The organism is Mycobacterium sp. IS-1742, assembly GCF_001500125.1.
Lineage (GTDB): Bacteria > Actinomycetota > Actinomycetes > Mycobacteriales > Mycobacteriaceae > Mycobacterium.
In genome coordinates this window covers 21,390-44,023 of sequence record NZ_LQIV01000045.1, presented here as the reverse complement: position 1 = coordinate 44,023, position 22,634 = coordinate 21,390, and the positions used below count along the sequence as shown (strand labels likewise).

Below are 22,634 nucleotides of genomic sequence, written 5' to 3'. Positions count from 1 at the left end.
CGTGGTCCTTTCGGGTCACGACCGCGCCGCGGCGATCAGATTCGACGAGGAGTAGCCGGCGACGGTGGGCAGCAGCACCACCTCACCGCCGTGCCTGCGCACGACACCGGCTTCGGGAAGGTCGTTCTCGGTGTAGTCGCCGCCCTTGACCCAGATGTCGGGCCGGAGCCGTTCCAGGGCCGCCTCGGGTGACGACTCGCCGAAGATCACGACGGCGTCGACGCACGCGAGTGCGGCCAGCACCCGGGCCCGGTCCTCGGCCGCCATCACGGGACGGCTGGGGCCCTTGAGCGCCCGCACGGAGTCGTCGGAGTTCAGCAGGACCACCAGGGCGTCGCCGAGCTGGCGGGCCTGGTGCAGCAGCCGCACGTGTCCGGTGTGCAGCAGGTCGAAGCATCCGCCGGTGGCGACCAAGGTGCCGCCACGCCTGCGCAACCGGTCACGGACCTCGGTGATGTCACCGGTCAGAGCGCTCGATTGGCCTGCACCCCTGCGGTTTCCACCCACTGCGACGGCGCGTGAGACGCCGACCGCACCGCCGGTGGCCACAAAGCGGCTCGCCGCCTCGACCGCGGCGCCCACCGCGGCCGAGGCGTCGTCGCCCGCGCCGAACGCCTGGGTCGCGGCCACCGCGAACCGGTCCCCGGCACCGCAGGTGTCTCGGCGGCCGGTGGACACCCCCGCCGCCGCGGGCACCGGGATGTGCACACTGCCTGCCTCACTGGCCAGCACCGCTCCCCCGGCTCCGAGCGTGACGCACACCGCGTGCGCGCGCCACCGCTGCCGCAGCCGCTCCGCCGAGTGCGCATCGCTGTCGCCGCGTTCGGAGAACCGTTCGGCCTCGGACTGATTCGGCGTCACCAGCCAGCAGCCCGCAATCGGCGCGGCCCCGCGTGGATGCGGATCCCACACCACCGGCACCCGCTCGGCCACCGCGGTCAGCAGTTCCCGCACACCGGGATGCGCGCTGACGCCGCGGCCGTAGTCGGCCACGCACACCGCCCGCGCCCGCTGCACCACCTCGGCCACCTCGCCGGGCAGGTCACCGCCCGCGGCGGTGCCGTCACCGTGGTCGAGCCGCAGCATCGACTGTCCTTCGGCACGAATCCTGGTCTTGCACACCGTGCTGCCGATGAGCGGCAGCGCCACCACCCGCACCCCGGCCTCCTCGAGCAACGCCACCAACGCCTGTCCGTCGGCGTCGTCGGCGAGGGCGGTGACCAGGACGACATCGCGGTCCACACGGGCGGCGAGCACGGCGGCCAGGCCGGCGCCGCCGGGGCGATGCCAGACCCGTTCGGCGTCGACGACGGGGACCGGCGCCTCGGGGCTCAGTCGGGTGGCGCTGCCTTCGATGTCGACGTCGAGCATCGAGTCGCCGATGATGACAAGAGGTTCAGCCATGAGGAGCCTCCAACAGGACGTCGTCGAGGGCGATGCACAGCGCGTGGACCAGGAGCAGGTGGATCTCCTGCACGGTCGCCGTGGTGCCCGCCTCGACACAGACCGCGTCGTCACACATGGCGGCCAACGGGTTCGGCGCCGGACCGGTCAACGCCCACGACGTCAGACCCAGTTCGTGACCGGCCTTGACGGCCGCCAGGACATTGGGGCTGGTGCCGCTGGTCGACAGGGCGACCAGGACGTCGCCGGGGCGGCCGTGTGCGCGCACCCCGCGGGCGAACATCTCCTCGATGCCGTAGTCGTTGCCGATCGCCGTCAGCGCGGAGGTGTCCGCGTGCAACGCGATGGCCGACATCGGCATTCGTTCGTCGCGGAACCGTCCGACGAGTTCGGCGGTCAGGTGCTGCGCCTCGGCGGCACTGCCGCCGTTGCCGCAGGCCAGCAACCGGCCACCGGCCGGGAGCACCGCGGCGAGGTGGCGGCCCCACCTGGTCAGCCGGGGCGCCTCGGCGCCGATCCGGTCCACCGCCTGCGCGAGTGCGGAGATGTGGGTCTCGATCATGGTTCTCCTCCCAAACGATCGACCGCGGCGAGCAATTCGGAGTCGGTGATGCCGTCGAGGCAGGGATGGCCGGGCACCGGACAGGTGCGGGCCCGAGTGAGCCGACACGGTGCCTCCTGGTCGCCCAACCGAATCACCCTGCGTCCGTACGGCGCCCACTGCGACGCGGGGACGACCGGCGCGAACAGCGACACCACCGGCGCGCCGACGGCGGCGGCCAGGTGCGCGGGCCCGGTGTTGGGCACCACCACCGCCCGGGCCGCCGCGTACAGCGCGGCCAGCGTGGACAGCGTGGTGCGGCCGCCGAGGTCGACGGCCAGATCCGCGGCGACGGACGCGGTGAGGTCCCTCTCCGCCGCGTCGCCGGTGACGACGACCCGGTGGCCGGCGGCGGTGAGCGCGGCGACCATCGCGGCGCTGCGGTGCGCGCTCGGGCGGCGGGCGGGCACCGCCGCCCCGGGATGGAAGACCACATACGGCCCGCCCGCGGCGATCTCGGCGAGCTCGCCGCTCAGCGGTGCGGGTGGTCGGACCCGCAGCGCGCCGTCGTCGCCGCCGGGCAGACCGCCGCGGCCCGCCTCGGCCAGCGACAGCGCCCGCTCGGGCTCGGGGACGCCGGGTTCGACATGGTGACGCAGGTCGAGCAGGGTGCCCGGATAGTCCTCGCTGATCGCCCCGACCCACGGCACGGCGGCCATCCGCAGGATCAGCGCCAGCGGCAGCGGTGACTGGTGGAACGACGTGAAGACGAATGCGCGGTCGGGCCGGATGTCGCGCAGCTGTTTGATCAGCGATTCGACGTGGCCGGCGGTCAGCTCGGGTGAGTCGAAATCGACCCACGGCGCCTGCCATTCGACGACCTCGTCGACACCGGGCAGGAGTTCTGCGGCCGCCCGGCCGCGGGGGCCGGCCAGGAACGTGACCGCATCGTGGTGGTCGGCGACCGCGCGCACGGCGGGCCCGGTGATCAACACGTCACCGGCGCTGTCGAGTCGGGCGACCAGAGCCTTGCTCATCGGGCGTCCCTCAGCACCATCTCGACCGCATCGGTCAGCGTCGCGGCCACCCGCGCACGGCGCCGGGCCTCCGAGACCTCGTGCGGCAGGGTGCGTTCGGTGGGCACCAGCACCGCATCGGCGGACGCGGACAGTGCCGCGCCGACATCGCCGCCGGTGTCGCCGATCATCACGCACCGCGCCGGGTCGACACCGAGCGCCTCGGCCGCCGCCCGCACCATGCCGGGCGCCGGTTTGCGGCACGCGCAGCCGTCGTCGTTGTCGTGGACGCAGATCTGCCACGAGTCGAAGGGCCCGAGTTCGGCGTCGACACGCGCGTTGACCGCCGCCAGTTGGTCGTCGGTGATCAAGCCCTTGGCGACGCCGGACTGGTTGGTCACCACGGCGAGCAGCAGGCCGCGGTCGCGGAGCCTGGCCAGTGCCTCGGCGGCCCCGGGCATCGGTTTCACGCCCGCCGGATCGTTGAGGTAGGGACCGTCTTCGATGATGGTGTCGTCACGGTCGAGCAGCACCGCCAGCGGCGGGTCGCGCCGCGCACCACGGAACATCCACTCGCCGCGCAGCCGGTGACCGACGGCCGCCGGTGGGATCAGCGTGCTCGTCAGGAGCAGGCGGCCGGCCTCCGGCAGCGTGCGGGGCCCCGAGAGGAGGCGTCGGGCGGTGAACTCGAGGGTCAGCGCCGTCCACGCGACGGCGCCGTACCCCGCCGCCCGGCGTCGGCCGGTCAGCGCGGCAACCGTGGCGGCGGCGGCCGCGGCCGTCGTGGCGACGTGCGCGGGCATCCGACCCCGTCCTTCGCCGACCGCATCCCGCCAGCGCCCGCCGTGTTTGCGCCGCATCAACGCGTTGTCGCGGTTACCGATCTGCGCCCGCACACTGCTCATCAGTGTCGCCCGGGCGACGGGGTGGGTGGACCGCCTGGCGCCCCGCACGATCGTGTTGTGCCGCAGCGTGATTCGTAATGCGATGTCGGAGTCCTCCCGGTAGGCGCGCGGGAACCGCTCGTCGAATCCGCCGACCTCGACCAGGATGTCGCGGCGGTAGGCCATGTCGGCGGTGATCCACCGCGCGCCGGCGAGCCGCAGCGTGCGCTTCTCGTCGTCGGTCGCGGGCCGCCCCTCGGTGACCGGCACCGCGATGACCGCCTGCGTGCCCGCCGCACCCGCGGCGTCGGCGCCGCGCAGGTCGGCGGCGAGTGCCGCAAGCCAACCCGGTTGCGGGACGACGTCGTCGTCGACGAAGCACACCCAGCGGGTGGTGGTGGCCCGCCATCCGGTGTTGCGCGCCGCCGCCGGGCCGCGGCCGCCGCTGCGCAGCACCGTCACCGGAAGCCGGCTGTCCACCTGCAGGGCGGGCGCCGGGACCGGGCGGTCGTCGACGATCACGACCGACTCGGGGGACGGCCCCGGCTCGCCGTCGAGCGCAGCGAGCAGCCGGTACAGCGACTCCCGGCCGATGGTCGGGACGACGATCGAGAACGATGCGGTGCTCGCGTGCGTCACACGGGCCTCCGCACCAGGTACGGCCCGATCGCCAGCACATCGATGGGGCTGCTGCCGAAGCATTCGAGCGCATCGCGCGGGCTGTCGACCATCGGACGGCCCGCGGTGTTGAAGCTGGTGTTGACGACCACCGGCACGCCGGTGCGTTCGGCGAACCGGCTGATGGTGGCGTGCAAGAGCGGCTGACTGTCATCGACGGTCTGGATGCGCGCGGTGTGGTCCACGTGGGTGACCGCGGGGATGCGGGAGCGCCACTGCTCGGCGACCTCGTGCACGAACAGCATGTACCGGCTGGGGATCGGACCGCCCGTGAAGATCTCGGCGGCCCGCTCGGCGAGCACCATGGGCGCCACCGGCCGGAACTGCTCGCGACCCTTGACGGTGTTGAGTCGCTCGAGGTTCTCGATGCGGCGCGGGTCGGCGAGCAGCGAACGGTTACCCAGCGCGCGCGGTCCGAACTCGGCCCGGCCCTGAAACCAGCCGACGAGCTTGTCCTCGGCCAGGGCGTCCCCGACCGCGGCGGCGTAGTCGTCCGGGCGGTGGAACGGCACCGCGGCCTCGCGCAGTGTCGCCTCGATCTCCGCGTCGGAGAAGCCCCGGCCGAGCGCCGCCGACCGCATCGGCCTGATGGGTTCGCCTGCCTCACCGGCCAGGGAGAGCGCCGCACCCAGCGCCGTCCCCGAATCCCCGGCGGCCGGTTGCACCCACACCGTGTCGAATCCGCCGCTAGCGAAGATCTTCGAGTTGGCGACGCAGTTGAGCGCGACACCGCCCGCCATGCACAGGGCGTCGGCGTCGGTGCGCTCCCGCAGCCAGCCGACCAGCTCCAACAGCACCTCCTCGACCACGAGCTGCACGCTGCACGCCAGGTCCGCGTGGTCGGGTTCGGGTCGGTCCAGCGCATGGCCCTTACCCGCCCCGGCGCGGCGCCTGGGGGTGAAGGACTCCCAGTCGACCGGCTCGGTCCGGAACCCGCCGTTCCCGGTGGCGTGGACGCGTTCACGCAACCGATCGGCGAAGCGCGGTGTGCCGTAGGACGCCATCGCCATCACCTTGTACTCGTCGCTGGAGCGGGCGAACCCGAGGTGCTCGGTGAGCTCCTCGTAGAACAGTCCCAGCGAATGCGGCAGGGACTGGGTGGCGAGCACATCGATCTTCTGGTCGCGGTAGGTGCCTGCCAGCATCGAGGCCCGCTCGCCGCGGCCGTCGACCACGAGGACGGCGCAGTCGGGATGCGGTGAGGCCAGAGCACTTGACGCCGCATGCGCGACGTGATGGCGGACGTGGCGCACGATGCTCGGGTCGAGACCGGGCAGCGCCGACTGCAGGAACCGTGGCGCCCGTTCGGCATACAGCGTGCGCAGGTACTCCCAGTCCCGGTCGAGTCCGGCCATCCCGGTGGTCGACTCGTCCATCAGAGCGGGGTCGTAGGAGTACCCGACGGCGTCGAGGTCGGCCGGTGTCAGCCCGGCCTGTTCCAGGCACCAGCGGGCGGACTGCACCGGCATCTCCCAGGTGGAGAACGGAACGGCCTGCTTCCCGTGTTTGCGGCGGGAGAACCGTTCTTCCTCTGCGGCCGCCACGATCTCACCGTCGACCACGAGGGCGGCGGCCGGATCGTGGAACACCGCGTTGATGCCGAGAATTCGCATCCGTCGCTCCTCAACTCGCTGTCTTCGAGTGCGCCACCGCGTATTCCGACGCGGCATCCGCCGACCGGAACCACTCGATCGTCTGGGCCAGGCCGTCCCGGTAGGGCACCCGCGGCTCCCAACCGAGGTGCTCGCGCGCCACCGCGATGTCGGGGCAGCGCCGCTGGGGGTCATCCTCGACGGCGGGCAGGAACTCGATGGCCGAGTCGGCCGCGGCGAGGTCGCGGATGAGTTCCGCGACGTGCTGCACCGTGACCTCGTGCGGATTGCCGAGGTTGACCGGGCCCGGGTAGGCCGAACGGGCCAGCGCGAGCAGGCCTTCGACCGTATCGTCGACGAAGCACAACGACCGGGTCTGCCGTCCCGACCCCGTCACGGTGATCGGCTCACCGGCGAGCGCCTGACGGATGAAGGTGGGCACCATCCGGCCGTCGTGCGACCGCATCCTCGGCCCGTAGGTGTTGAAGATCCGCGCCACGCCGACGTCGGCGCCACGCTCACGCCGGTGAGCGAACGTGAGCGCCTCGGCGTACCGCTTCGCCTCGTCGTAGACGCTGCGCGGTCCGACGGGATTGACATTGCCCCAGTAGGTTTCGGGCTGCGGGTGTTCCAGCGGGTCGCCGTACACCTCGCTGGTCGACGCCAGCACCAGCCGGGCGGTGTGACGTTCGGCAATCTCGAGGGCGTTGGCGGTGCCCATCGCGCCGGTGTGCAGCGTGTGCACCGGCAGGCGCAGATAATCCGTCGGTGAGGCGGGTGAGGCCAGGTGGAACACGACGTCGAACGGATCCTGCAGAGCCGGCCCCGTGAACGGTTCGGTGATGTCGTGGTGCACGAACCGGTATCCCGGATGATCCCGCAGCAGGTTCTCCGCATTCGGCGCGCTGGTCGACAGGTCGTCGACGCAGACGACCTCCACGCCGCTCGCCAGCAACCGTTCGCACAGGTGGCCGCCGACGAATCCGCAGCCACCCAGCACCAGTGCCCGGGCCATGTCACCCACCACGCCGCGATACCCCCGAAGTGGTCGGGAAAACGCCGTTTGCGGCGCGACCCGGCGGGTACGGACAGCGGCCATGGGTCGACGGAATCCGCCGCGGACCACGTTCGTCATCGCCAGCCGGGACCGGGCCGACGAACTGGCCTCCGTCGTGACCCGCCTGCTCGACACCACCGAGTGCCCGATCATCGTGGTGGACAACGCTTCCCGCGACGATACCGTCGCCAGGACAACGCGGATCGCGGCCCGTGCGGGGGGCCGGGTACGGCTCGTCACGCTGGACGGCAATCGCGGCGCGGCGGCCCGCAACGTCGGCGTCGCGGCGAGCGCCACCCCGTATGTGGCGTTCTGCGACGACGATTCGTGGTGGCATCCCGACGCGACGCCGATCGCCGAGCAGACCTTCGACGCCCACCCGGGAGTGGGGCTGCTCGCAGCCCGCACGATCGTGCTGCCGCGTGACGAGGAGGACGACTTCAGCCGGATGCTCGCCGGAAGTCCGCTCGGTCACCCACCGCATCTGCCGGGCCCGGCGATCCTCGGGTTCATGTCGTGTGCGGCGATCGTGCGCAGAGCCGCGTTCGAACAGGCCGGGGGCTTCTCCGGCATCCTGCACTTCCGCGGCGAGGAGATGCTCCTGGCGGTCGACATGGCGACCCTCGGCTGGGACCTGTGTTACTGCCCGGCGCTGGTGGCGGTCCACCACCCGTCGCAGGTCCGGGCCACCACCGCCGCACAGGCCGCCCGCGTGCTGCGCAACGACGTCCTGACCACCTGGCTTCGTCGACCCGCAGGCCACTGTCTGCGGGCCACCGGCACGCTGCTCGCCGCGGCGTTGCGCGACACCGAACACGCCAGGGCCGCAGGCGAAGCCGTCCTCCGTCTGCCGGCCGTGCTGCGCGGGCGCCGACGCCTGCCCGACCGGATCGAGCGGGCGCTCGAGCTGCTGGAGTCCCGGTGACGCCCTCATACCGATGACGCGGTCGTCGCGGACGTCTTGGGAACCTGGGGCGGATAGGCGGCGGGCACCAGCCGGTCGTAGATGCGCAGGGTGTCCGCGGCGATCCGGTCCCACGAGTACCGGGCCCTGGCACGGTCGCGCCCCGCCGCGCCCAGGCTCTGCCTGAGGAACTCGTCGTGTAGCAGGGTGTTGATCGCGTCGGCGACCTCCCCCGGGCGTTTCGGGGTGACCAGTCGCCCGGTGACGTCGTGGACGACGGTGTCGAGCATCCCGCCGACCGCGGCGGCCACCACGGGCACACCGCACGCCATCGCCTCCAGCGGAACGATGCCGAACGGTTCGTACCACGGGGTGCAGGCGACCACGTCGGCCGAGCGCAGCAGGGCGGGCATGTCCGCTCGCGCCACCGCACCCTGGAAGACCACTCTGTCGCTGACACCGAGGCGCTCGGCGAGTTCACGCAGCCGGCGGGCCTCGGGATCCGCCTCCACTTCGCTGCGGTCGGGCCCGCCGACCAGAACGAGTTCGGTGTCGGGTATCGCCGGCAACGCGCGCACCACCACGTCGAAACCCTTGCGCGGCACGAACCTTCCGACACTGACGATGCGGTGCCGCGCGCCGCGTTCGGCACGCGGACCGTCCGGGGTGAACAGGTCGAGGTCGACCCCGCACGGCACCACCGAGATCCGGTTGCGTGACCGGCCGAGCCGCATGAGCTCGAACACCTCGTCGGTGCACGTGGCGGCCACCCACGTGGCGGTGCGGGCCACCATCGCCTCCAGCCTGAGCCGGTCCTCGGGGCTGGTGTCCCGTGCGCCCTGGTGGCGGCGTTTCACCACACCGAGGGCGTGGAAGGTCTGCACCGCGGGCAGATCGAGATGCCGGGCGGCCAACTGGGTGGCGATGCCCGACATCCAGAAGTGCGCATGGGCCACATCGGGGCGGTCGGCACTCCACTGCTCGTCGAGGTACTGCGCGAACGGGCCCATGTGGACCAGCAGTTCGTCCTTGGGCAGTCGGCTCGCCGGTCCGGCGGGCACGTGCACGACGGTGTAACCCTGTGGCGTGGTGACTCGTTCCGGCAGGCCCGGATCGTCGCGACGGGTGTAGACGCTGACGTCGTGGCCGCGGCGTGCCATCGCGGCCGACAGTTCGGCCACGTGGACGTTCTGACCGCCGGCGTCCACGCCACCGAGTGCCGCCAGCGGGCTGGCATGTTCAGAAACCATGGCGATCTTCATCGGCTTCCCTCCCCGCGACGTCAACCGCAGCAGTCGTCGATCAACCGGTCCCAGTCACGCAGGAACCGGTCGAGCGAAAAGTGCGCCATCGCGAAATCACGCGCCGCCTTCCCCGCGGCGCCTGCCGCGGGCGGATCGGACACGAACCTCTCCAGGGCCGATGCCAGCGTCTCGACATCGGCACTCACCACACCCGCTTCGGTGGGCACCACCAGCGGAGCCATCGTGGCGGCGACCGCCACGACGGGCATTCCCAGGAACATCGCCTCCAGCAGCGAGAGCCCGAGCGACGTCCAGCGCGCCGTGTGCAGGAACACCCGGCGGCGCGCCACGTCCTGCCACAACTGCGGGCCGGCGACGTCTCCCTGCGCGCGGACGCCCGGCCAGTTCCGGTCGGCCAGAGCGGTGGTCCCGATCCCCCACACGTCGATCGGCACCCGCGCGCCCAGCGGCGCCAGCAGATCGGTGCCGACGGTCCGCCAGCGCCGCACCGGTTCGTTGATCATCGTCGCCGCCGCCGCGATGTCACCGGTGTAGCGCAGTCCCGGATCGGCGATGCCGTGGTTCACGACCAGCGTCGGCGCCCTGCCGGTGTCCCACATCAGCCGGTTGAAGTCGGTGACGTGGACGACGGGGATGTCGTCGCGGTCCGCCAGTGGGTGGACACTGTCGACCGCGAACGGTCGCGGGGCGTTGTGTTCGACGAAGACGGCGGCCACGTCGACCCCGGGGCGGCGCCCGGTCCACCGCTCGGTCAGTTCGATCTCCTCGGGGCGCTGCAGCACCACCAGATCGATGTGCTGGTCGCGCAGGCGGTCGACGGCGACCTCCCGGGCGCGCGGCCAATCGCGGCCGAGCAAGCCACGGCCGTCGGCGTCCTTCGCGTCGTTGACGGGGATCAGGTAGCGATGGCGACCCGACACCAGCGCCTGCATCCAGGAGCCGTGGACATGCCACGCCATGATGGAGCGCTCCCCGAAGGACATGAGGCGGTCGTACCCGGGCCCCTTGTCGGTAAACGTCGAACGTTAGAGATTTCGCTTCCCGTCGGCCGTCGTGTTCGCGAAGTGGATCCCACCTGCGGTGAACGTGCCGTTGGCCGTTTGACCGCGCCGCGGTGGGCTACCCGGCGCACATGCCTGAATCAGCACCGACGCCCGACGGGGTGATCCCCTACCCCGGCGACACCTCCGAGATGTCCGAACGACCGCGCGACGAGATGAGCGACTACGTCGGCCGCGACCTGCTGGCCGGTAAGCGGGCCCTGATCACCGGGGGTGACTCCGGCATCGGCCGCGCCGTCGCCGTCGCGTTCGCCAAGGAGGGCGCCGACGTGGCGATCGCCTACCTCGAGGAGCACGCCGACGCCGAGCACACCGCGAAGCTGGTCGAGCAGTGCGGGCGCCGAAGCCTGCTGCTGCCCGGCGACCTGGCCGACGCCGAGCAGTGCCGGTCCGTCGTCGACCGCACGGCCGCCGAGTTCGGCGGCCTCGACATCGTCGTCAACAACGTGGCGTACCAGAACCCGACCGAATCGTTCACCGACATCAGCGACGACCAGTGGCGCCGCACGTTCGCGGTCAACATCGACAGCTTCTTCCGGGTCACCAAGGCTGCGCTGCAACACCTTCCCGACGGCGGCTCGATCATCAACACCAGTTCGATCAACGGTCTGCGCGGGAACAAGACGCTGATCGACTACTCGGCCACCAAGGGTGCGGTGCTGGCGCTGACCTACTCGCTGGCGCAGTCGCTCGCGGACCGCAACATCCGCGTCAACTGCGTCGCGCCCGGTCCGGTGTGGACCCCGCTCATCCCCGCCACGATGGATGTCGAGAAGACCGAGAACTTCGGAGCGCAGACGCCGATGGGCCGTGCGGCCCAGCCCGACGAGATCGCACCGTCGTACGTGTTCTTCGCCGCAGGTCGGCTGTCGTCGTACTACAGCGGCGAGGTGCTCGCCCCGATCGGCGGGGAGACGCTGCCGGGGTGACCGTTGCGAGGCCGTTTAGTGCCGCTGAGATCGGGCACCCTCTGAGCACGTGTTCGATCTAGGCGAAAGGTGAGTATGACCGAGAAGAACAGTGGACCCGAAGAAGGCATCAAGGGCGTCGTCGAGGACGTCAAGGGCAAGGCCAAGGAAGGTGTCGGCACGGTCACCGGCCGCGACGACATGGTCCGCGAGGGCAAGGCCCAGCAGGACAAGGCCGACGCTCAGCAGGATGCGGCCCGCAAGGAAGCCGAGGCCGAGTCGGCCCGCGGCGGCGCGAAGGCCGCCGAGGAGCGTCAGAAGAGCGAGCAGTAACTCGAGCTACGAAAAAGGCCCAGCCGATCGGCTGGGCCTTTTTCGTGTCTCGGAGACTGCGTCAGCGCGACGGCCGTTGACGCTGGACTTCGGGATGCTCCGCATACCAACGCTCTTCGATGCCCTTGACGCGGCGATGCTCGATCAGCAACCACGCGCCGGCCACCACGAACACCACGGCCGAGATGCAACCGAACACCACGCCGACGGTGTGGTTGGAGGTGGCGTGCGCGGCCAGGGCGGCCACGAACGACACCAGCGCCAGCCCGAGAAGAACCAGCGCAGGCATGTTCTTGGTGTCCTTCATCGTCTCACCGGCATGCGGACGGGTCGTCCGTGCGTGGTCGACGGGATCGTCTGGACTCTTCATGGGTAATCCTCCTTCAGCACCACTACACCTACCCGAAGACCATTGCGGCGAAACGAACGTCGTGGTCGGGGCGTTGCCCTCAGCCGAGGACCGCCGGGCCGGCGAGCACCGGCGCACCGGTCGCCGCCACCAGCACCATCAACGCCAAGAGGACGAACCCGGACGCGTGCCATGCCCACCAGCTCTCGGTGCGCCTGTCCTGCTGCACCGCGCGTGCGAACGACCGCACCGCGCCGCCCAGCAGGATGACCGGCGCCCCAAGGGCGAGCAGCGTGCGCTGCGGTGCACCACAGGCCAGGGCGTCGGCCACCGACCCTCCGCAGGTGCTCACCCATACGGCGGCGACGGCGAGGAAGGCGCCGCCCAGACACGCGAAGGCGACCGTGGAGCGCACCACGTGGCGTAGACCCGCGACCTCGCGCACATCGTGCGGACTCTGATACACCCTGCACCCACCGGACTTCGCCGACACTGACAATCGTGGATGTTCCCCCAGGTGAGCGAGCGGTAAACCTTCGCGTCGCTGTGTCGTCGGCGACACGTCGGCGGGCCGCCGTACGATCCCGCCGTGTCCCGCACCAGTCGCCTCAAGATCTACGCGGCGCTGGGTGTCGCGTCAGGTCTGGTCGCCTCGCTGCTCGGTTGGCCCGTCCTGCTCGTCCCGGTGACCGCCGTGGCGGTGCCGGTCCTCGTCGCCGCCGGGCCCCGTTTCCTCCTCGGCGCCCTCTCGGGAGCCACCGCGTCGGCGGCGGTCGAGGACCAGATGTCGGGCACCGAGTTCGAGGACCACATCGCACACATCGCCCGCTCGTGCGGGGTGCCGGTGATCATGACCCCGCTGACCGGCGACTGGGGCGTCGACCTCGTCCTCGGCCGGCGTCCCCACCGGGTGGCCGTCCAGTGCAAACGCCAGTCGCGTCCCGTCGGCACCAGTGCGGTCCAGGAGGTGGTCGCCGGTGCGCCGATGCAGGACTGCACGCGCACCATGGTCGTCACCAACAACGAATTCACCCCTGCTGCGCGCAAACTGGCCGAGCGTCACGGGTGCGAGCTGGTCGGCCGGCAGGAGTTGCGCAGGCTCCGTTCGACGATCCGTCGGCTCACCGAGCACACCGATGTCAGCGCAAGGCCTCCCGCACCGCATCCACCGCGGCGTCGAGTTCCTCCCTCGACACGGTCAACGCCGGACGGAACCGCACCGAATCCACCCCGCTCGCCAGCATGATGACCCGCCGTTCCCACAGCCGGCGGATCAGCGCGTCGCGCTGCGCCTGCGTCGGCAGGCTGAACGCGCACATCAACCCTGCGCCCCGCACATCGCGAACCACCCCGGGGAATGCGACGGCGAGTTCGTCCAGCCGGGCCCGCAGGTAGCCGCCCGCGTGTGCGGCCCGCGCCAGCAGGCCGTCCGCCTCGATCACCTCGAGGATGCGCCGCGCCCGCACCATGTCGGCGAGATTGCCGCCCCAGGTGGAGTTGATCCGTGAGCTCACGGCGAACACGTTGTCGGCGACCTCGTCGACGCGCCGCCCGGCCATCACCCCGCACACCTGGGTCTTCTTGCCGAAGGCCACCACGTCGGGGGTGATGCCCAACTGCTGGTACGCCCATGGCGTGCCGGTGATCCCGCAGCCGGTCTGCACCTCGTCGACGATCAGCAGGGCGTCGAACTCGTCGCACAGCGCGCGCATCGCGCCGAAGAACTCCGGCCGGAAGTGCCGGTCGCCGCCTTCGCCCTGGATCGGTTCGGCGATGAAGCACGCGATGTCGTGCGGGTACGCCTCGAACGCGGCACGCGCCTGGCGCAGCGACTCCGCTTCGAGCGCCGCCACATCGGCCCCCGGCCGGATGAACGGCGCGTCGATGCGCGGCCAGTCGAACTTCGGGAACCGCGCCACCTTGTTGGGGTCGGTGTTGGTCAGGGACAGGGTGTAGCCGCTGCGTCCGTGGAACGCACCGCGCAGGTGCATCACGCGCGTGCCGAGAGCCGGGTCGAGTCCGCCGGACTCGTTGAGCCGGCTCTTCCAGTCGAAGGCGACCTTCAGCGCGTTCTCCACCGCGAGCGCCCCGCCGTCGACGAAGAACAGATGGGGCAGCGCCGGGTCACCGAGCACCCGGGCGAAGGTGTCGACGAATCGCGCCATCGGCACCGAGTAGACGTCGGAGTTGCTCGGTTTGTTCACGGCCGCCTGCGCGAGTTCGGCGCGGAACCCGTCATCGGCCGCGAGGGCGGGATGGTTCATGCCGAGGGCCGACGACGCGAAGAAGGTGAACATGTCGAGGTAGCGCTCACCGGTGCGGGCGTCGACCAGATACGAGCCCGCGGACCGGTCGAGGTCGAGCACGAGGTCGAGGCCGTCGGCGAGGATGCTGCGGGCCAACACGTCGTGCACCCGGGCGGGTGTCACCGCGACGTCCGAACGTGTCAACATATCGGTCATAGCCGCAGTCTATCGGATATTTTCCTGTTGATTGTGCGGGTTGAGCCATATGTTCCTATCGCGCGTGCGTGTGGCGGGGGTGTTGGCCGGGTACCGGCTGAGGGTGCCCAGACCCATCGGCATCGGGATGTTGACCGCGCCTCTGCGTGCCGCCGAGACGGTGGTCCGCACCACCGCCGCCGTCGCACTCGAGGCGCTCGGGGGGCCCACGGCGCGGCGCTGCCAGGCCGCCGGGGACCGCTGCTGGGTGGAGGTGCGCGGCCTCGGCCGCGAGCACGGCGACGCGGTGGCCACCGAGGTGGTTCGGGCGGTCGAGGATCTACCGGGTGTGCGATCGGTCGCTCTCAACACCACCGTCGCGCGCGTCGTCGTCACCGTGGACGACGACGGCCCGTCCCTGCCCCAGGTGCTGCGCACCGTCGACGACGCCGAGCGGGCCGCCGGTGCCGGAGCACGCCGGACCCGACCGATGAACCTCCCCGGCGACGATGCGGTCCTCGCGGCGCGCACCGCCGGCGCGGCGTTCGCCGCGGCGGGGCTCGGCCTGTCGGTGACCGCGACCGCACTGCGGTTGCGCGGACTGCCCGATGTCGTCTCCGCCGTGCCGACCCTCGTCGACCACATGCCCCGGCTGCGCAGGCAGCTCGAGGGCAGGCTCGGCCCCGACGGCACGGACCTGCTGTTCGCCTTCGCCCACGCCACCATGGCGACGCTGGCGGTCTCGCCCGTCTCGGCGGCGGCCGAAGCCGCCCAGCGCACCATGCTCGCCGCCGAGGCGTGGAACGATCGGGCGGCGTGGCGCCGTCACGAACCTGCGCTGGCCCGGCACGCCTCCGACGACCGCCCGCCCACCACGCGGGTCTCGCCGCCCGAGGGTGCTCCGGAGCGGTATGCCGACCGGGCGGCAGCGGTCGGCGCCGGCGCGGGGCTGGCACTCGGCGTCCTGTCGGGCAGCCTCGCGGCGGCGGGCGAAGCGGCCGTCGTGGCGGCGCCCAAGGCACTGCGCACCACCCGGGAGGCGTTCGCCTGCGCACTGAGCCGGGGATTCACCGCGCAACACGGCGGCCTGGTGCTGCACCCCCGCGCGCTGCGCACCCTCGACCGCATCGACACCGTGGTGATCGATCCGAGGGCGCTGCACACCGACGAGCTCATGGTCAGTCGGGTGCGCGGGCTGACCAACTCCGGCCGCAGCCGGGCATGGCAGGCCGCGCGCACGGCGCTGGCCGACGGCACATTGAGTGACGGTTGGCATCCCATGTCCGAGGTCCCGGACGGCGGGACGGACGGCGAGGTCCTCGTCAGTCGCGTTCGTGACCCCTACGCTGCGGCGGTGGTGGCGGAGGCCCGTCGCACCAGACCACGCGTGGTGTCCATCGCCGACGACGGATGGCGTTCTCTCGCACAGGGATTCGACCACCTGCACGGCGTCGGCGATTCGCCCGACGATGCGCTGGCGGCATCGGTCGCCGCGGCGAAGGAAGACGGCGCGACGGTCCTGCTGATCACCACGGCCGACATGACCACACCGCACGCCGCTGACGTCACGGTCGGCGTACTCCGGGAAGGCCGGCCGCCACCGTGGAGCGCCGACCTGCTCGTCGACGATCTGACCGGGGCGTGGCGGGTCCTGCACGCGCTTCCCGCGGCCAGGGCCGCGAGCGACAAGGGTGTCGAGCTGTCACTGTCGAGTTCGGCCGTCGGCACCCTGATGCTCATCCCGGGTGTACCCGGCCGGGGGCCCGTCCCGATCCACGCCGGCGCGATGGCAGGTCTGCTCTCCGGCGCCGCGTCCGGTCGCCGCGTGTTCCGCGACCCGCTGCCGCGCGCCGAACCGGGTCACGACTGGCACGCGCTGCGCGCCGACGAGGTCGCGCACCTGCTGCCGCGGCGGGAGGACACCTCCGACCGGGACTCCCCCACGATCGGGCCCGAAGCCGTTGTGGGAGCTGTGCATTACGTGCGCGACTTCGTGGGCGAGGTGCGCGCGAACCTGGCCGACCCCCTCACCCCGATCCTCGTCACCGGCGCGATGGCCAGCGCCCTGCTCGGCTCGCCGTTCGATGCCGCTCTGGTCGGCGGGGTGCTTCTCGGCAACGCGGCGCTGTCAGCCGAACAGCAGCTGCACGCCGAACGAATCCTGCGGCGACTGCTGGCCGTCCAGGATCCACCTGCCCGCCGGCGCCTCGGCGACGACGAGGCCGACGGCGACGAGGAGGTGCCCGCGACCCGGCTCCGTCCAGGCGACGTGATCGACGTGCGTTCCGGCGAGGTCGTCCCGGCCGATGTCAGGCTGACCGAGGCGGTCAATCTGGAGGTGGACGAGTCGTCGCTGACCGGTGAGTCCCTGCCCGTCGCCAAAGAGACCGATCCGGCGCCCGGCGCCCCGCTCGCTGAGCGGTCCTGCATGCTCTACGCCGGATCCACGGTCGTGGCGGGCAGCGGCCTGGGCATCGTGACCGCGGTGGGCGCGGCTTCGGAGATGCAGCGGGCGATGGCGATGACGCCCTCGAAGTCGCGGGAGATCGGCCTGCAGGCCCAGTTGCGCCGCATCACCGGGCGGGCCCTCCCGTGGAGCCTGGGCGGTGGCGCGCTCGTCGGGCTGCTGTCCGCGCTGCGCCGCACCCCGCTGCGCGATTCCGCCGCCAGCGCCGTCGGCGTCATGGTGGCCGCGGTCCCCGAGGGCCTGCCGCTGGTCGCAACACTCGCCCAATTGGCGGCCGCGCGACGGCTGTCCGGCGAGTCGGTGTTGATCCGCAACCCGCATTCGGTGGAGGCGCTGGCCCGGGTGGCTGTGGTGTGCTTCGACAAGACCGGTACCTTGAGCGAAAACCGGTTGCAGGTCAAGGCTTTACGGCCGGTCGAGGGCCACAGTGCGTTCGACGTGCTGACCAAGGCGGCCGGCACCATCGTCGTCCGCAACGGCAGGCGCACCGAACACGCCACCGACGATGCCATCCTGCGGGCCCTGGTGGCCGAAGCCCCCGACACCGGAACCCGTGAGCCCGACGCGGTGCTGCCGTTCCAGTCCGGCCGCCCGTACGCCGCCGCGTTGACCGGCAACCGGTTGACGATCAAGGGCGCTCCGGAGCGGATCACCGCGGCGCTGGCCGAGGAGCACGGTGACGACAATGCCGCGCTGTCGTCGCTCCTCGACGAGATGACAGCACAGGGCCTGCGGGTCCTCGCGGTCGCGGAGTGCGACATCACCGACAGGGACGCACGACGGGCCGTGAAGGACCCCGAACGGCTCGAGCAACTGTGCGCGCGCAATCTGCGACCGGTGGGCGTGGTCGGGTTGGCCGACACCCTCCGGCCCAGCGCGCGGGATCTGCTGCAGGCCCTCGACGACAAGGGGATCGGCGTACGACTGATCACCGGCGACCATCCCGTCACCGCCGCCGTGGTCGCCGGAGACCTCGGCCTCGACGTCACCCCCGACGACGTGGTCACCGGTGACGAGTGGGAGAACATGTCGGCCGACGAGCGCGCCACCGCGGTGGCCGAACGCGCGGTGTTCGCGCGGATGACGCCGGAACACAAGGTCGACGTGGTTCAGGTGTTGGAGGACAGCGGTGTGGTCACCGCGATGGTCGGCGACGGCGCCAACGACGCCGCGGCGATCCGGGCAGCCAGCGTCGGCATCGGGGTGGCCGCGGCGGGCAGCGACCCGGCGCGCACCGCGGCCGATGTGATGCTGCTCGACGGGCGCATCGAGGCCCTGCTGGATGCGATCGACGAGGGCAATCAACTCTGGCGCCGCGTGCAGTCGGCGGTCTCGGTCCTGCTCGGCGGCAACGCGGGCGAGGTGTGCTTCGCATTGATCAGCAGCCTGCTGATCGGCCGCTCGGTGCTCAACGCGCGTCAGATGCTTCTGGTCAACATGCTCACCGACGCGCTGCCCGCCGCGGCACTGGCCGTCAGCCCTCAGGCCGACAACGGTGCCGCCGACCGCGACGAGGCGGCGATGTGGCGGGCGATCGGGATCCGCGGCGCGGCGACGACCGCCGGGGCGACCGCGGCCTGGCTCATGGCCAGCGTCACCGGAACACCACGGCGTGCCGCGACCGCCGCACTGATCGGCCTGGTGTCCACGCAGATGTTGCAGACGCTGCTCGATTCGCACGGCCCTCTGGTGGTCGCCACGAACGTCGCCACCTTCGCCGCGATGATCGGCATCATCAGCACCCCGGTCATCAGTCAGGTGTTCGGCTGTACGCCTGTCGGGCCGTTCGGGTGGGGTGAGGCGTTCGTCGCCGCGGCGGGCGCGACGGCGATCTCCGCGATCGCCCCGGCGCTGCTGCAGCGCCTCACCGGCGTCCCGTCAGTTGTCCTCGATGACGACGACCCCGGCGCGGACGAGGACGGCGTAGATCTCGCACAGGGGCGGGGTGAGCACGTCGGCGGCGCCGCCGAGCAGCGCATCCTGGCCACTGCTTCGTACGAGGGCGGCAAGTAGGTTCGCCATGACCGACGACGCTAGATCGGACCGACCAACGGAAGGTGACACCGAGGTGACCGGCGCCCCATCACATCGTGACGTCGCGGCCCGGGTGGCCGGTGCCGAGCGGTTCGCGATCTCGCTGCCGGTGATCGGCCGGGTGCCGATTCCGCGGCCCGACCAGTTGGCGTTCTACGCCGCACTGGCCGGCCTGGTCGCGGTGGAACTCGTCGAGTGGCCGGTCGCCGTGGCGATCGGCGCGGGACACGCCCTGGTCAGCCAGAATCGGCAAAAATCACCTCCGCAGGCATCAAGACCGTAAAAGTTACGGTATGTGCTGTCGACCTTCGTAAAAAGTCTGTAGGATGATCGTGCTTCGGGTCCGCACGTTGGCCGCCGTCCTGATCTGCTGCAGCAGATCCTCGAGCGCGCGTGCCGATCCGACGCGGACCAGCAGCACATAGCTCTCGTCGCCTGCCACCGAGTGGCAGGACTCGATCGCCGCTATGTGTTCGAGTCGCGCGGGCGCATCATCGGGTTGGGACGGGTCGAGAGGAGTGATCGCGACGAACGCCGAGAGTTGGTGCCCGACCGCTTCCGGGCTGATCTTCGCCTGGTATCCGGTGACGACCCCGCGCGCCTCCAAGCGGCGCACCCGTGACTGCACCGCCGACACCGACAGCCCGGCGCTGGCCGCCAGGTGCGCCAGTGTGGCCCGCCCGTCGGTGACGAGTTCACGCGCCAGGATGCGGTCGATCTCATCGAGCGACGCAGGTATATGCGGGTGCTCGTCGGGTTCACCCATGGCGGCACTGTAGCCGAGCACCCGACACCGGAAACGCTTTCGACACTCCGACCAACTGCGAAGGAACACCGATGACCACAACCTCTTCGGCAACGACCTCTTCGGCAACGACCTCTTCGGCGACCTCTTCGGCCTCCCCCGCCTCTTCACCCGCGGCGCAGGTGCTGCCGACCGCCGACGAGCTGAGGGACCGGGTGCGGGCCGCCTTCGCGGCGATCGGGGCGACCGCACACCTGGGCGCCCCCGGTGACGGCGGCCTGCCCGCCAGCACCCCGATCACCGGCGAGGTGCTGTTCACCCTCGAGGAGTCCTCGCCGGCCCGGACCGAGGCCGCGATCGCGGCGGCCGCGGACGCCTTCACCCGGTGGCGCACCACCCCGGCGCCGGTGCGCGGCGCGCTGGTCGCCCGCCTCGGCGAACTGCTCGTCGAGCACAAGGCGGCACTGGCGGACCTGGTGACGGTGGAGGCGGGCAAGATCACCTCCGAGGCGCTCGGCGAGGTGCAGGAGATGATCGACATCTGCCAGTTCGCTGTCGGCCTGTCGCGCCAGCTGTACGGCCGGACCATCGCCTCGGAGCGGCCCGGCCACCGGTTGATGGAGACGTGGCATCCGCTGGGGGTTGTGGGAGTGATCACCGCGTTCAACTTCCCGGTCGCGGTGTGGTCGTGGAACACCGCGATCGCGCTGGTGTGCGGTGACACCGTGGTGTGGAAACCCTCCGAGCTCACCCCGCTCACGGCCATCGCCTGTCAGGCGTTGCTGCAGCGGGCGGCCGCCGACGTCGGCGCGCCGCAGGCGGTCGGCCACCTCGTGCTGGGGGGCCGCGACGTCGGCGAGACGCTGGTCGACGATCCGCGGGTGGCGCTGCTGTCGGCGACCGGTTCGGTGCGGATGGGTCAGCAGGTCGGTCCGCGGGTGGCGCAGCGGTTCGGCAGGGCACTGCTCGAACTCGGCGGCAACAACGCCGCGATCGTGACACCGTCGGCCGATCTCGATCTGGCGGTGCGGGCGATCGTGTTCTCGGCCGCGGGCACGGCGGGCCAGCGCTGCACCACCCTGCGCAGGCTGATCGTGCACCGTTCGGTGGCCGACGACCTGGTCGAGCGGATCGCTGCTGCATATCGTCAACTGCCGGTGGGTGATCCGGCCGCCGACGGCACACTGGTCGGCCCGCTCATCCACGAGACCGCGTACCGCGACATGGTGGCCGCGCTCGAGACCGCCCGCGCCGACGGCGGTGAGGTGACCGGCGGTGAGCGCCGCATGTTCGAGGGCGAGAGCGGGGACACGTCGTTCTACGTCACACCGGCGGTCGTCCGGATGCCCGCGCAGACGGCGGTGGTGCACGCCGAGACCTTCGCTCCGATCCTGTACGTGCTGACCTACGACGAGTTCGACGAGGCCATTGCACTCAACAACGCGGTGCCGCAGGGTCTTTCGTCGGCGATCTTCACCCTCGACGTGCGGGAGGCCGAACGGTTCATGGCCGCCGACGGCTCGGACTGCGGGATCGCCAACGTCAACATCGGCACCTCGGGCGCCGAGATCGGCGGGGCCTTCGGCGGCGAGAAACAGACCGGCGGTGGCCGCGAATCCGGTTCGGATGCGTGGAAGGCGTACATGCGCAGGGCCACCAACACCGTCAACTACTCCGCCGAGTTGCCCCTGGCCCAAGGCGTGCACTTCGGGTGACCGACCGCCGGATCAGGTGGTCTTCCAACAGATCCGCTCCGCGCGCCACCCCGCCGGTGGCGGCGAATCCCTCCGCCACCCGCCGTGCGCCCGGCGTCATCGTCCGCGCGCGCTCGACCTCGGCGCGCAGTCGCCGTGGCGTCAGTCGCCGCCCAGGCAGTCGCGTGCCGCACCGGGCGGCCTGCACCCGGCGGGCCACCTCGAACTGGTCGCGGCCGTAGGGCACCGCGCACACGGGCACACCGCGGGCCAGCGCCTTCTGGGTGACGCCCATACCGCCGTGGGTGATCGCACAGACCGCCCGATCGAGGATCGGACCGTGCGGGAGAAACCCGGTCACGGTGGCGTTGGGCGGCACCGTGATCGCCGCGGGAACGCCGGCCGGGCAGGTCGCCACGACGTGGACATCGGCCCCGGCGAACGCGGTCAGTGCGGTGGTGACGAGCGCGGAGTCGGCCTGTTTCACCGACGACGTGGTGACCAGGATGAGCGGCCCGTCGACGTCGTCGAGCCACGCAGGCGCCGCGCCGGCGTCCGGGTCGTGTTCACACGGTCCGATCATCTGCACCGCCTCACCCCAGCCCGGGTGCGGATACTCGAACGGTTCCCCGCCGGCCACCAGCAGCAGCGGCGCTCGACGCAGAACGGCGTCCACGTCGCGCAGGCGGGGTAATCCACGGAGCGCCCGAAAAGTGTTGATGTGCACCATCATCGGTGCGTCGAAGACCTGCTGGACCACTGCGCGCACCCCGAGGTCGCGCAGACGGCCCACGGGGCCGGGCCACGGCGCCTTGCCCGCCCCGACCGGGGACATACCCGCAGACCTCAGGAAAGGGGTGTACGGGGAGAACACGGCCCACGGCACGTCACCCGCTTCGGCGGCGGCCATCGCGCCCCAGCAGTTGATGTCGAGCAGCACGAGGTCCGGTCCGACGAGCGCGATCGCCTCGTCGAGGTCGTCGAGTTCGTGCGCGCCGCGTCCGCCGAACGTCTCGATCGTCATGCGCAGCACCGCACGTCCGCTCTCGGCCCGCCAGTCCTCGCTGACGATGTCCTCGATCCGGGGGTCGACCCGATCGGCGGTCATCCCCGCGGCGCGGGCGGCCGCGACCCCGGCCGCGTAGGTGCGCACGTGCACCAGGTGTCCGCGCCCGGCCAGCTCGCGCAGCAGCGCGAGCATCGGGAAAAGGTGCCCCGCAGGCGGTGAGGTGTAGGCCAGGATCGTCGCCATCGCGGTTAC

General features: G+C 71.5%; 20 protein-coding genes. 7 read left to right on the top strand and 13 right to left on the bottom strand.

Features of this window, described 5'->3' with window-relative positions; translation table 11 throughout:
- Positions 1–15 precede the first annotated feature (15 nt).
- The 6 genes from AU196_RS25950 to AU196_RS24170 are packed head-to-tail and all read right to left on the bottom strand — an operon-like array spanning position 16 to position 7,214.
- The gene (locus tag AU196_RS25950; protein WP_059097632.1) at positions 16–1,404 is read right to left on the bottom strand and encodes a PfkB family carbohydrate kinase; all 1,389 of its coding nucleotides are present in this window, start codon (positions 1,402–1,404) and stop codon (positions 16–18) included.
- Positions 1,397–1,966 (bottom strand): D-sedoheptulose-7-phosphate isomerase, encoded by a 570-nt coding sequence (locus tag AU196_RS25945; protein WP_059097631.1) that lies wholly within the window; start codon positions 1,964–1,966, stop codon positions 1,397–1,399. Before AU196_RS25945 ends, AU196_RS25950 begins: the two co-directional genes overlap by 8 nt.
- Positions 1,963–2,982, bottom strand: a complete 1,020-nt coding sequence (locus AU196_RS25940; RefSeq protein ID WP_059097630.1) for a glycosyltransferase family 9 protein — start codon at positions 2,980–2,982, stop codon at positions 1,963–1,965. The genes AU196_RS25945 and AU196_RS25940 overlap by 4 nt, the downstream gene beginning before the upstream one ends.
- The gene (locus AU196_RS24180; RefSeq protein WP_059097629.1) at positions 2,979–4,484 is read right to left on the bottom strand and encodes an HAD-IIIA family hydrolase; all 1,506 of its coding nucleotides are present in this window, start codon (positions 4,482–4,484) and stop codon (positions 2,979–2,981) included. Before AU196_RS24180 ends, AU196_RS25940 begins: the two co-directional genes overlap by 4 nt.
- On the bottom strand, positions 4,481–6,136 hold the full coding sequence (locus AU196_RS24175) for a carbamoyltransferase family protein (RefSeq protein ID WP_059097628.1): 1,656 nt from the start codon (positions 6,134–6,136) through the stop codon (positions 4,481–4,483). Before AU196_RS24175 ends, AU196_RS24180 begins: the two co-directional genes overlap by 4 nt.
- 10 nt (positions 6,137–6,146) lie before the next feature.
- Complete coding sequence (locus tag AU196_RS24170) at positions 6,147–7,214, bottom strand: UDP-glucuronic acid decarboxylase family protein (RefSeq protein ID WP_082695864.1); 1,068 nt, start codon at positions 7,212–7,214, stop codon at positions 6,147–6,149.
- On the opposite strand from AU196_RS24170, the gene AU196_RS24165 reads away from it, so the two are divergent.
- Positions 7,213–8,097, top strand: a complete 885-nt coding sequence (locus tag AU196_RS24165) for a glycosyltransferase family 2 protein (RefSeq protein WP_059097749.1) — start codon at positions 7,213–7,215, stop codon at positions 8,095–8,097. The genes AU196_RS24170 and AU196_RS24165 overlap by 2 nt on opposite strands.
- Positions 8,098–8,102: 5 nt before the next feature.
- On the opposite strand, the gene AU196_RS24160 is transcribed toward AU196_RS24165, so the two are convergent.
- Together AU196_RS24160 and AU196_RS24155 are read right to left on the bottom strand one after the other, a co-directional pair.
- Positions 8,103–9,338 carry a glycosyltransferase gene (locus AU196_RS24160; protein WP_059097626.1) on the bottom strand — a complete coding sequence of 412 codons (1,236 nt, stop codon included), beginning with the start codon at positions 9,336–9,338 and terminating at the stop codon, positions 8,103–8,105.
- Positions 9,339–9,358: 20 nt separating this feature from the next.
- Positions 9,359–10,324: a glycosyltransferase gene (locus AU196_RS24155; protein WP_059097625.1), complete on the bottom strand. Its 966-nt coding sequence runs from the start codon at positions 10,322–10,324 to the stop codon at positions 9,359–9,361.
- A 149-nt stretch (positions 10,325–10,473) separates the two neighbouring features.
- Here AU196_RS24155 and AU196_RS24150 point away from each other — a divergent pair, with 149 nt between their 5' ends.
- Positions 10,474–11,331, top strand: coding sequence for an SDR family oxidoreductase (locus AU196_RS24150; RefSeq protein ID WP_059097748.1), 858 nt, complete (start codon positions 10,474–10,476; stop codon positions 11,329–11,331).
- A gap of 75 nt (positions 11,332–11,406) precedes the next feature.
- Complete coding sequence (gene mbp1 / locus AU196_RS24145) at positions 11,407–11,643, top strand: microaggregate-binding protein 1 (protein WP_011854970.1); 237 nt, start codon at positions 11,407–11,409, stop codon at positions 11,641–11,643.
- Between the two features lie 61 nt (positions 11,644–11,704).
- On the opposite strand, the gene usfY is transcribed toward mbp1, so the two are convergent.
- Both usfY and AU196_RS24135 read right to left on the bottom strand, forming a co-directional pair.
- Complete coding sequence (usfY, locus tag AU196_RS26240; RefSeq protein ID WP_059097624.1) at positions 11,705–12,013, bottom strand: protein UsfY; 309 nt, start codon at positions 12,011–12,013, stop codon at positions 11,705–11,707.
- A gap of 79 nt (positions 12,014–12,092) precedes the next feature.
- Positions 12,093–12,458: a hypothetical protein gene (locus AU196_RS24135; RefSeq protein ID WP_059097623.1), complete on the bottom strand. Its 366-nt coding sequence runs from the start codon at positions 12,456–12,458 to the stop codon at positions 12,093–12,095.
- A 123-nt stretch (positions 12,459–12,581) separates the two neighbouring features.
- On the opposite strand from AU196_RS24135, the gene AU196_RS25380 reads away from it, so the two are divergent.
- Positions 12,582–13,238: a restriction endonuclease gene (locus AU196_RS25380; protein ID WP_353647259.1), complete on the top strand. Its 657-nt coding sequence runs from the start codon at positions 12,582–12,584 to the stop codon at positions 13,236–13,238.
- Here the strand turns inward: AU196_RS25380 and lat are convergent.
- Entirely contained in the window at positions 13,132–14,454 is a 1,323-nt protein-coding gene (gene lat, locus AU196_RS24125) for an L-lysine 6-transaminase (protein WP_059097621.1), read from the bottom strand. The genes AU196_RS25380 and lat overlap by 107 nt on opposite strands.
- Positions 14,455–14,557: 103 nt before the next feature.
- On the opposite strand from lat, the gene AU196_RS24120 reads away from it, so the two are divergent.
- Positions 14,558–18,913: a cation-translocating P-type ATPase gene (locus AU196_RS24120; protein ID WP_353647258.1), complete on the top strand. Its 4,356-nt coding sequence runs from the start codon at positions 14,558–14,560 to the stop codon at positions 18,911–18,913.
- Positions 18,914–18,968: 55 nt separating this feature from the next.
- Complete coding sequence (locus tag AU196_RS24115) at positions 18,969–19,217, top strand: hypothetical protein (RefSeq protein WP_059097620.1); 249 nt, start codon at positions 18,969–18,971, stop codon at positions 19,215–19,217.
- 3 nt (positions 19,218–19,220) lie between these two features.
- On the opposite strand, the gene AU196_RS24110 is transcribed toward AU196_RS24115, so the two are convergent.
- Positions 19,221–19,700, bottom strand: coding sequence for an Lrp/AsnC family transcriptional regulator (locus AU196_RS24110; protein ID WP_059097747.1), 480 nt, complete (start codon positions 19,698–19,700; stop codon positions 19,221–19,223).
- A 71-nt stretch (positions 19,701–19,771) separates the two neighbouring features.
- Here AU196_RS24110 and amaB point away from each other — a divergent pair, with 71 nt between their 5' ends.
- Positions 19,772–21,394 (top strand): L-piperidine-6-carboxylate dehydrogenase, encoded by a 1,623-nt coding sequence (gene amaB, locus AU196_RS24105; RefSeq protein WP_231737701.1) that lies wholly within the window; start codon positions 19,772–19,774, stop codon positions 21,392–21,394.
- Here the strand turns inward: amaB and AU196_RS24100 are convergent.
- Positions 21,345–22,625, bottom strand: a complete 1,281-nt coding sequence (locus AU196_RS24100; protein WP_059097618.1) for a nucleotide disphospho-sugar-binding domain-containing protein — start codon at positions 22,623–22,625, stop codon at positions 21,345–21,347. The two genes, amaB and AU196_RS24100, sit on opposite strands and share 50 nt — an antisense overlap.
- Between the last annotated feature and the right edge of the window lie 9 nt (positions 22,626–22,634).

Excerpts from the sequence above, each read along its gene's own strand:
- AU196_RS24165 (WP_059097749.1), top strand. The coding sequence starts at position 7,213 with ATGGGTCGACGGAATCCGCCGCGGACCACGTTCGTCATCGCCAGCCGG.
- AU196_RS24100 (WP_059097618.1), bottom strand. The coding sequence starts at position 22,625 with ATGGCGACGATCCTGGCCTACACCTCACCGCCTGCGGGGCACCTTTTC.
- usfY (WP_059097624.1), bottom strand. The coding sequence starts at position 12,013 with ATGAAGAGTCCAGACGATCCCGTCGACCACGCACGGACGACCCGTCCG.
- AU196_RS25940 (WP_059097630.1), bottom strand. The coding sequence starts at position 2,982 with ATGAGCAAGGCTCTGGTCGCCCGACTCGACAGCGCCGGTGACGTGTTG.
- AU196_RS25950 (WP_059097632.1), bottom strand. The coding sequence starts at position 1,404 with ATGGCTGAACCTCTTGTCATCATCGGCGACTCGATGCTCGACGTCGAC.
- amaB (WP_231737701.1), top strand. The coding sequence starts at position 19,772 with ATGACCACAACCTCTTCGGCAACGACCTCTTCGGCAACGACCTCTTCG.
- AU196_RS24110 (WP_059097747.1), bottom strand. The coding sequence starts at position 19,700 with ATGGGTGAACCCGACGAGCACCCGCATATACCTGCGTCGCTCGATGAG.
- lat (WP_059097621.1), bottom strand. The coding sequence starts at position 14,454 with ATGACCGATATGTTGACACGTTCGGACGTCGCGGTGACACCCGCCCGG.
- AU196_RS24175 (WP_059097628.1), bottom strand. The coding sequence starts at position 6,136 with ATGCGAATTCTCGGCATCAACGCGGTGTTCCACGATCCGGCCGCCGCC.
- AU196_RS24155 (WP_059097625.1), bottom strand. The coding sequence starts at position 10,324 with ATGTCCTTCGGGGAGCGCTCCATCATGGCGTGGCATGTCCACGGCTCC.
- AU196_RS24160 (WP_059097626.1), bottom strand. The coding sequence starts at position 9,338 with ATGAAGATCGCCATGGTTTCTGAACATGCCAGCCCGCTGGCGGCACTC.
- AU196_RS24170 (WP_082695864.1), bottom strand. The coding sequence starts at position 7,214 with ATGGCCGCTGTCCGTACCCGCCGGGTCGCGCCGCAAACGGCGTTTTCC.
- AU196_RS24150 (WP_059097748.1), top strand. The coding sequence starts at position 10,474 with ATGCCTGAATCAGCACCGACGCCCGACGGGGTGATCCCCTACCCCGGC.
- AU196_RS25945 (WP_059097631.1), bottom strand. The coding sequence starts at position 1,966 with ATGATCGAGACCCACATCTCCGCACTCGCGCAGGCGGTGGACCGGATC.
- mbp1 (WP_011854970.1), top strand. The coding sequence starts at position 11,407 with ATGACCGAGAAGAACAGTGGACCCGAAGAAGGCATCAAGGGCGTCGTC.